The organism is Bradyrhizobium erythrophlei (genome assembly GCF_042430365.1).
In the GTDB taxonomy this organism is placed as follows: domain Bacteria; phylum Pseudomonadota; class Alphaproteobacteria; order Rhizobiales; family Xanthobacteraceae; genus Bradyrhizobium; species Bradyrhizobium erythrophlei.
The window spans coordinates 1-7,749 of sequence record NZ_JBHMET010000163.1 but is presented as its reverse complement, the minus strand read 5'-3'; the positions used below and the strand labels follow the sequence as shown (position 1 = coordinate 7,749).

Sequence of the window (7,749 nt, the reverse complement as noted above, 5' to 3'; positions counted from 1 at the left end):
CTGACGCCCCAGTGGTTGGTGTCTCCTCGCAAGACGCGAAACGTCTTTGCGAAGACGGTGGCAAAAAAGCCCGGTCTCGCCGGGGAGAGCACGAAGGAAACCGTAAAACCATTGTGCAGGGAAAGCCGGTGTGTATCCGGTTTCACCTGTGGTCCTACCCCTGTGCTTTTTGTTGCACAGGGCCCATGGGTGCAATCGGCACCCGGCTTTCCCTGCGCCCTCTGCTATCGAGAGGGTGAAAAGTAACGCAAAGCTCGGGCCAAACATGCCGCGAGAATGCGGACGCATATCCGCTCCCTCGTCATGGCCCGCGCATGCGGGGCATCCAGTACGCCGCGGCCTCTCGGCTCAAGCCCCGACGTCTCTGGAATACTGGATCACCCGTATTCGCGGGTGATGACACCACGAGTAGGCTGTTTGACAACCGAATTGGAAAGAGCCTCGGCAAAGGCGGAAGCAATTCACGCCTCCCCGCGTCAGGCCGGCCTGAACCCCGCCTTCGTCAGCGCAGAACGCCCCTCCTCCGACGCCAGCGCGTCGAGAAAGGCTTGCACCGCGGGCCGCTGCTTGCGCGCTTTCACCAGCGCGAAGTCGTAATGTTCTTCGGCCAGTGGAATGAAACCGAGCCCGGACGCGGCGGCGACCGGTGCGATGGTCATGCCCCAGTCGGCGCGATGCTGCGCCACTGCCGCCGCAACCGCATTGTGCGAGCGTGGCTGATTCCAGTAGCCGTCGGGCCGCGCGTCGGCGAGCAGCCGGTCGATCAGGATGCGCGTGCCCGCGCCTTGGTTGCGGTTCACCATGATGCAGGCGGGATCGGCGAGCGCGGCGCGCACCGCCTCTTGCGCGCTCTGCCCCTCGAAGCGCGTATCGCCCTTGCGGAACACGATGCCCTGCATGCGCCGCCAGCCCGGAACAAGCTCGAGGCCGTCGGAGAGATAGGGCGTGTTGTAGGTCTCGGTCTTGTCGTCGAACAGATGGATCGGCGCCAGATCGCATTCGCCACGCCCGGCGGCTGCGAGCCCGCCGAGGCTACCGACCGCGATCGAGCGCACCGAGAGGCCGGCGCGCGCCAGCGGCGCGGTGACGAGATCGAGCCCGGTGCAATGGCTGCCGACGATGACGAGGTCGGGCACCCGCACATGCGGCGTGAACAGCGTCACCTCGACATCGCTGCCGGCCGGCATCTGGTCGGCGAGCGCATCGATCTTCAGGAAACCGTCGGCTTGCGCGAACGACGTGATCGCGCCGGAGCCCTTGCCGGTGGGATAGGCGATCAGGCCGTCGGCGCCTTCGACCAGCGACACCATCACGAACTCGGTGCGGCCAAGCTCGGAGGCGATCCGCACCGGCACCTTTGCGGTCACCTTGGCGTCCGCGCGCGGCGGCAGGCCGGCCATGCGGCGCAGCACCGGTACGATCATGTCGTGGAAGGTGAACATCGCCGAGGTCGGAAATCCCGGCAGGATGATCACCGGCTTGCCGTCGCAGACCGCAAGGCACAGCGGCTTGCCGGGTTTGAGGGCTATACCGTGCGCAATGATGCCGGGCTGGCCGAGCCGGGCGATGATGCGGTGCGAGACGTCGCCTGCGCCTTTCGACGTGCCGCCGGAGAGCACGAGCATGTCGCAGATCGCGAGCGCCGCGCGCATGGCGGATTCGAGTGCTTCTTCGTTGTCGGCAACGGCGCCGAGAAACATCGCGTCACCGCCGTTCTCGGAAATCGCCGCGGTGACGATCGCGCCGTTGCTGTCGTAGATCGCGGCCGGGCGCAGCATTTCGCCCGGCTGCACCAGTTCGTCGCCGGTCGAGATGACCGCGACGCGAAGCCGCCGCGCGACCTCGACGTCGGCAATCCCGCAGGCAGCGAGCATGCCGATCTCGCGCGAACCGACGATGGTGCCGGCGCGCAGCAGCACCTCGCCGCGCGCGATATCGGAGCCGGCATAGGACACGAACTGTCCGGGCGACGCCGCGCGCCGGACCTCGATCGCGCGGTTGCCGGCGGGCTGGGTGTGCTCGACCATGACGATGGCATCGGCGCCGCGCGGTACAGGCCCGCCGGTGGCGATCGCGGTTGCCGTATCGGACAGCACCGGCCGCGTCGGCGCCGTGCCGCAGGCGATCGTCTCGTCGTTCAGCATCAGGCGCGCCGGCGCGGCTTCGCTCGCGGTGGCAAGATCGGCCGAGCGCACCGCGAAGCCATCGACATTGGAACGATCGAATGGCGGCACGTCGATCGGGGCCACGACGTCGTCGGCGAGCGGGCAGCCGAGCGCATCGGCGAGCGGACGCGATTCGCTCGGCACCGCGCGCGGAAACAACGCGGCCTCGAAGCGCGCAAGCGCGTCCTCACGCGAGAGGATGGTCAGGAACTGGTCCTGATCAACGGATGGATCCGGTTTCGGCGCGGGCGTCTTGGTCATAACAACTCACTCCCGCAGCATATAGGCATCGACGGGCGCGCCTGCGGCAAAACCTTCGGCGCTGCCGGGCACGACAAGCCAGGCGTCGGCGCGCGCCATCGCATCGAGCGACAGGTCTCCCACGGCAAGTGGAGCCCATTGGCCTTGGTTCCGTTCCAGCAGCACCATCTCGGCGAGACCGACGCTGGAGGCAACCTTGCGCGACAACGGCAGTTCAAGCGTCTCGCGCGCGCGGCGTCCCGACAGGCGGTCGAGCACAGGCAACACGATGGCACACCAGGCCGCGAAGGCCTGATCGGGCGCACCCGGCAGCGCGATGACGGGGGTTGTGTGAATTCGCCCGACCGCCATGGTACGCCCGGGTTGCAGGGCGATCCCGTGCGCGACCAGCCCGCCACTCCCGGCAAGCGCATTCACTGTCGCATCGGTGCGGCCGACGCCGCTGCCGCCGATCGTGATCAGCAGGTCCGAGGCGTTCGCCTCGAGCGCCCGCGTGATCGCGTCGACATCGCGCGCCGCCGCCTCGGTCGATACCACCTCGACGCCCGCGTCACGGGCCGCATCGGCGATGAACTGCACGGTCACCTGACCACCGGGAATATTGACGAGGCGCAGCCGCGGCCGCCGCACGGCGAGCTTGTCCAATCCGGTCGCGCGCGCGAGCAGGAGATCGCACGGCCGAACGCGCCGCCCTGCGTCCATCACCGCACGCCCTTCGGCGATATCGCTGCCGGCGCGGCGAACGCCCTGCCCCGGGATCGCCTCGGCGAGCACCTGCACGATCGGGCCCGACGCATCGACCGTGTCGGCGTCGATCACGCAATCGGTGCCCTCGGGCATCGCCTCGCCTGCCGCGACCCAGGCCGGCGGCCCGACCAGCGGCAATGGCGCATAAGAGGACGCGCCGACCAGATCGTTGGCGCACATCGCCCAGCCATCCGCGGCGGCCACGTCGCGTGGCGGGTGCCCGCCGAGCGATGGCATCCCGGCTGCGATGCAGCCCAAGGCTTCGGCGAGCGGCAACTCGATCGGCGCCACCGGCGCAAGCCCGCGCAGTGCGGCATCGAGCGCCACATCGAGCGGGGTCAGCGAAGCCGGCAGGCGTTGAGCGATGGTCATGGCCCGCTATGGACTGAATCGGATGCGAAATAAACTCCCCCGGCCCCCTCTTGGAGCGGCGCCATTAGACCGAAGGCGCGTTGACGCGGACCCCGGAATGGTTGCAAAAGAAACCAATATGGCCGGATTCAAGATACCGGGCACAAGCAATAATCGGCCAATGCGCCAATCCAGGGAGGGAAACAGGATGATCGCCAAGGGACTATCCATGTTCGGGACGCTTGCAGCGGCGCTGCTGGCCTCGTCGGCCGCGTTCGCGCAGCTGTCCGACGACATGGTCAAGATCGGCGTGCTCACCGACATGAACGGCCCGGCCTCGACGCCGACGGGACAGGGGTCGGTTACCGCCGCGCAGATGGCCGTTGACGATTTCGGCGGCAAGGTGCTCGGCAAGCCTGTTACGGTGATCGTCGGCGACCATCAGCTCAAACCCGACATCGGCGCCGGCATCGCGCGGCGCTGGTACGACGTCGATCAGGTCGATCTGATCGTCGACGTGCCGGTATCGGCGGTCGGGCTCGCGGTGCAGTACATCGCCAACGAGAAGAAGAAGCTGTTCATCACGCATTCGACCGGCGCGACCGATTTCCATGGCAAGCTCTGCTCGCCCTACACGATGCAATGGGTGTTCGACACGCGGGCGCTCGCGGTCGGCACCGCGCAGGAGGTGGTGAAGCGCGGCGGCGACAGCTGGTTCTTCATCACCGACGACTACGCGTTCGGCCACTCGCTGGAGAAGGACGCCTCCGCCGTGGTGGCGAAGAATGGCGGCAAGGTGCTGGGCGCGGTGCGGCCACCCTTTGCCACGCCCGACCTGTCGTCCTTCATCCTGCAGGCGCAGGCCTCCAAGGCCAAGATCATCGGCATTGCCGCCGGGCCGCCCAACAACACCAACGAGATCAAGACCGCCGGCGAGTTCGGCATCTTCGCCGGCGGGCAGCAGATGGCCGCGCTGCTCGCTCTGATCACCGACGTCCACTCGATCGGCCTCTCCGCCGCGCAGGGGCTGCTGCTGACCACCTCGTTCTACTGGGACATGGACGACAAGACCCGCGAATGGTCGAAGCGCTACTTCGCCAAGATGAACCGGATGCCGACGATGTGGCAGGCCGGCGTCTATTCCTCCGTCACGGCCTATCTCAATGCCGTCAAGGACAGCGGCACCGACGATCCGCTGAAAGTCGCCGCCAAGATGCGCGAGAAGCCGGTCGAGGATTTCTTCGCCCGCAACGGCAAGCTGCGCGAGGACAATCTGATGGTGCACGACCTCTGGCTGGTGCAAGTCAAGACGCCGGCGGAGTCGAAATACCCGTGGGACTACTACAAGATCCTCACCAAGATCTCCGGCGACGACGCGTTCGGCCCGCCGGACCCGGCCTGCCCGCTGGTGAAGAAATGAGCGGCGAATAGCGAATAGGGAGCAGCGAATAGCGGTGGCGAGCAAGTGGTCGATGAAAATCACCATTCACCATTCGCTATTCACCACCCACCCTCTTCATTTCACCACCCCGATCTCGCGGAAATATTTGAGCACGCCGGGGTGGATCAGCGCGACGTCGGGTGCGGCGGCGACCGTGTTCGCCGCCGTGGTCTCGCAGGCCTGCGCGAGCTTCTTGCAGAAGGTCGCCTCGATGCCGTGCAGCGTCTTCGCCAAATGGTAGGCGACGTCGTCCGGCAGGCTGTCGCGCGCCAGGATGTAGCTCCAGGAGCCGACCGACGAAATCGCGTCCGTCTGCTTCGGATAGCTGCCCGGTGGGATCGTCAGCGGTTTCAGGAAGGTGTGTTTGGCGCGGATCCGCGCGATCTCGTCGCTATCAGGCGCGATGAAGCGCGCGCCGCTCGCGCTCTCCGCCATCGCGGTGAAGCCGGGCCAGCCGATCCCGGCGCCCCACAGTGCTGCGGCGCGGCCGTCCTGCACCATCGCGGGCCCATCGCCGGCGCGATCGAGATAGATCGATTTGAAATCCTCGTCCTGCTTCAACCCGATGCCATCGAGGATGTAGCGCGAGAGGATCGGCAGGCCCGAGCCCTTGGCGCCGAACGCGACGGGCTGGCCGACCAGGTCCCTGATGGTCCGGAACGGGCTGTCGGCGCGGACCACAAACATGCCGGGGCTCGAATACATCGCGGTGAGGATCTTCATCTTGGTCGCCGGCGGCCGGCCGATGCCCATGAAGGCCTCGTAGGACGGTTCGCCCGCGACGGTTGCGATATCGATCGTGCCGGCCTCGAGCAGCGGGATGTTCTCGTTGGAGCCCTTGGTGTTGCGCGGCTCGATCGCAAGCGTCGGATCGGCCGCGTTCATGGCTTCGGCAAACGCGTTGCCGTAGAGCGGGAAGCCGCCGTCCGGTGTCGCGGTGGCGAAGCTGATCGTTGTCCTTGAAATGGCCTTATCCCCCTCTTCCGCCGCCGCGTGGCTCGCAAGCATCAGCGCGCCGGCGCAAATCATAACAACCAATTTCATGTTCAGCCTCAAGCAGCATTCCGCGCAGGGCAGACTATCGTCGCACGCCGGGGCTTGTAGGCAAAGGCAGCGTTTTGTGAAAGCATGCGCCGAACGGTAACAAGAAAATGACGGGAGAGATGATGATCGCCTTGGTCCGTGCCGTGTTGCTTGCTTCGTTTTGCCTGCTTGCGTCCGCCGCTCCCTCTTCCGCCGCCGATTATCCGAACCGCCCGGTGCGCTGGCTGATCGGCTTTGCCGCCGGCGGCCCGGTCGACATCGTCGCGCGCATCATGGCGCAGTGGCTGTCGGATCATCTCGGCCAGCAATTCGTGGTCGAGAATCGCGCCGGCTCCGGCGGCAACCTCGCCGCGGCCGCCGCGATCAACGCGCCGCCGGACGGCTACACGCTGCTGTTCGTCGCGCCCAACAACGCGATCTCGGCCTCGCTCTACAAGAAGCTGCCGTATGATTTCCTGCGCGACACCACGCCGGTCGCGAGCATCATGCAGCTCACCAACATGCTGGTGGTCTCGAACGCGACGCCGGTGAAGACCGTCCAGGAGTTCATCGACTACTGCAATGCCAATCCCGGCAAGATCTCCTACGCCTCCTCGGGCAACGGCACCTCGGTGCACATGTCGGCCGAGCTGTTCAAGGCGATGACCAAATGCGACATGCAGCACGTGCCCTATCGGGGATCCGCGATCGCCTTTCCCGACATCATCTCCAACAAGGTGCAGCTGATCTTCGACAATCTGCCGTTGGCGCTGGAACAGTCGCGCGGCGGCAGCGTCCGCGCGCTCGGCGTCACCTCGCCGCAGCGCTGGCCTTCGGTGCCCGAGGTGCCCGCGATCGCCGAAACCGTGCCGGGCTTCGAATCGGTCGGCTTCTACGGCATCTCCGCGCCGAAGGACACGCCGCCGGACATCATAGCCATCCTCAACAAGGCGGTCGGCGAAGCCTTGAAGGACCCGAAGCTCGTGGCGCGGCTCGCCGAGGTCGGCGGCATCCCGAAGCCGATGACGCCAGCGGAGTTCGGCAAGCTCGTTGCCGACGAGACCGAGAAATGGCGCAAGGTCGTGGAGTTCGCCGGCGTGTCGGTGGATTGAGCCACGCGTTGCCCCGAACACCGAAGCTGGCGCCTGATCCATCTTCAGGAAGGTCAGCCATCCGCGTTCTCGCGACATGATTGTCCGAGTTTTGCCTCTCGTTCCGCCCTCTTCTCGAAAGCAGAGGGCGCAGGGAAGACCGGGCGCCGATTGCACCCATGGGTCCGGTGCAACAAAAAGCACCGGAGGTAGGACCACAGGTGAAACCGGAAACATCCCGGCCTTCCCTGCGCGATGGGTTACGGCTTACTTCGTGCTCTCCCCGGCGAGACCGGGCTTTTTTGCCGCCGTCTTCGCAGGACGTTTCGCGTCTTGCGAGGAGACACCAGCCACTGGGGCGTCAGGACCACACGACTTCGCCGTCCGCTATCTGCACGCACTCGTCAGTTGCGCGCTCCGCGTCCACCGCATCCCACACCACGTTCGTGACGATCGCGAGCCGCCCCTCATTCGGGTGGGACGGGTGGAGTCATACATTGTTTTTCGATTCCGAAAAACCGAAATATTTTGTCCGCGGGCCCTTGCGCCGTCGGGCAAATCAGTGGCAGGGGCGCGGAGCCGTCGGGGGGTGACGCCTGCGCCCAACCGCGCCCACCCTCATATGAGGCCTTTGTGAGTCAAGCGTCGCGCCGAGGGCTCGGGTGTAGTT

The 7,749-nt window shown here is 66.2% G+C and carries 5 protein-coding genes; 2 read left to right on the top strand and 3 right to left on the bottom strand.

Going from position 1 to position 7,749, the window contains the following annotated elements; all coding sequences use genetic code 11:
- Positions 1 to 476: 476 nt before the first annotated feature.
- A complete protein-coding gene (locus tag ACFFWD_RS24945; RefSeq protein WP_376969553.1) occupies positions 477 to 2,426 on the bottom strand; it encodes a molybdopterin biosynthesis protein in 1,950 nt (649 codons plus the stop codon).
- A 6-nt stretch (positions 2,427 to 2,432) separates the two neighbouring features.
- Complete coding sequence (locus tag ACFFWD_RS24940) at positions 2,433 to 3,539, bottom strand: molybdopterin-binding protein (protein WP_376969705.1); 1,107 nt, start codon at positions 3,537 to 3,539, stop codon at positions 2,433 to 2,435.
- Between the two features lie 193 nt (positions 3,540 to 3,732).
- On the opposite strand from ACFFWD_RS24940, the gene ACFFWD_RS24935 reads away from it, so the two are divergent.
- Positions 3,733 to 4,944: an ABC transporter substrate-binding protein gene (locus tag ACFFWD_RS24935; RefSeq protein ID WP_376969551.1), complete on the top strand. Its 1,212-nt coding sequence runs from the start codon at positions 3,733 to 3,735 to the stop codon at positions 4,942 to 4,944.
- Between the two features lie 96 nt (positions 4,945 to 5,040).
- Here ACFFWD_RS24935 and ACFFWD_RS24930 read toward each other — a convergent pair whose 3' ends face one another.
- The gene (locus tag ACFFWD_RS24930; protein WP_376969549.1) at positions 5,041 to 6,009 is read right to left on the bottom strand and encodes a TAXI family TRAP transporter solute-binding subunit; all 969 of its coding nucleotides are present in this window, start codon (positions 6,007 to 6,009) and stop codon (positions 5,041 to 5,043) included.
- 122 nt (positions 6,010 to 6,131) lie between these two features.
- Here ACFFWD_RS24930 and ACFFWD_RS24925 point away from each other — a divergent pair, with 122 nt between their 5' ends.
- Positions 6,132 to 7,100 (top strand): Bug family tripartite tricarboxylate transporter substrate binding protein, encoded by a 969-nt coding sequence (locus ACFFWD_RS24925; RefSeq protein WP_376969547.1) that lies wholly within the window; start codon positions 6,132 to 6,134, stop codon positions 7,098 to 7,100.
- Positions 7,101 to 7,749 lie beyond the last annotated feature (649 nt).

Excerpts from the sequence above, each read along its gene's own strand:
- ACFFWD_RS24930 (WP_376969549.1), bottom strand. The coding sequence starts at position 6,009 with ATGAAATTGGTTGTTATGATTTGCGCCGGCGCGCTGATGCTTGCGAGC.
- ACFFWD_RS24935 (WP_376969551.1), top strand. The coding sequence starts at position 3,733 with ATGATCGCCAAGGGACTATCCATGTTCGGGACGCTTGCAGCGGCGCTG.
- ACFFWD_RS24945 (WP_376969553.1), bottom strand. The coding sequence starts at position 2,426 with ATGACCAAGACGCCCGCGCCGAAACCGGATCCATCCGTTGATCAGGAC.
- ACFFWD_RS24925 (WP_376969547.1), top strand. The coding sequence starts at position 6,132 with ATGATCGCCTTGGTCCGTGCCGTGTTGCTTGCTTCGTTTTGCCTGCTT.